This window comes from Polaromonas sp. P3_C2, from assembly GCF_056402675.1.
The window spans coordinates 1-723 of sequence record NZ_JBFUGX010001156.1 but is presented as its reverse complement, the minus strand read 5'-3'; the positions used below and the strand labels follow the sequence as shown (position 1 = coordinate 723).

Here is a 723-nt window from a genome sequence, read left to right as displayed (position 1 = left end):
GTCTGATACTGAAGAGCAGGGGGCAGAGTGGTTGACGCGCAATGACGCGCAATGGGATCTGGCCATCGTCGACCTCTTTCTCAAGAAAGGAAGCGGTCTCGGGGTGTTGCAGGCTTGCCGCGCCCGCAGGCCGCTTCAAAAAATAGTGGTATTCAGTAACTACGCAACACCCGAGATGCGCAGGCGCTGTGCGGAGTTGGGTGTCGATGCGGTATTTGATAAATCGACTGAAATTGACTGCCTGCTTGCTTACTGCGTGACTCAAAGCCAAAAACTGGACCAGGTTGCGAATGACGAATCCGCGCTCCAGCGAGCCTGAAGGAGGACGGCATGAACGAATCCGCAGTGTTAACGGGCCAGTCCACAGAGGACGCTGTTTACCGTTCCGGTGCAGGTCCACGCAAGCTGTCAGAAGATGTTTTTCCGTCTGCCGAAGAGGCGGTATTGGCGGAGCAAGCCCATGGAACAGGTGGTTTTTCGTCCGACAACCAAGCGACCCGACCGCTGGTAGCTCGGGCCAACGACAAGCGAGCCCCCCTTATGGGTTCTATTCGGACCCAGGTCGCGGAATACCCGTGCCGTTCGGCATTGATGGCCGCCGCCGCCGGCGCCTTGGCCATGATCGTGCTGCGATCACAGTTGCGTCGCCGCGCCGGTTCGCACTTGCCACGCTGGATCAGATAACTCCCTGGCCCCGGAGCATCCAATGCGACTTCATGTTCC

General features: G+C 58.5%; 2 protein-coding genes. Both read left to right on the top strand.

Annotation, left to right across the window (positions count from 1 at the left end; genetic code table 11):
• A partial coding sequence (locus tag AC1DWI_RS25300) for a response regulator (RefSeq protein ID WP_477726202.1) occupies positions 1–319 on the top strand: 319 nt, incomplete at its 5' end.
• Positions 320–330: 11 nt separating this feature from the next.
• On the top strand, positions 331–684 hold the full coding sequence (locus tag AC1DWI_RS25295) for a hypothetical protein (RefSeq protein WP_477671633.1): 354 nt from the start codon (positions 331–333) through the stop codon (positions 682–684).
• Positions 685–723: the final 39 nt, after the last annotated feature.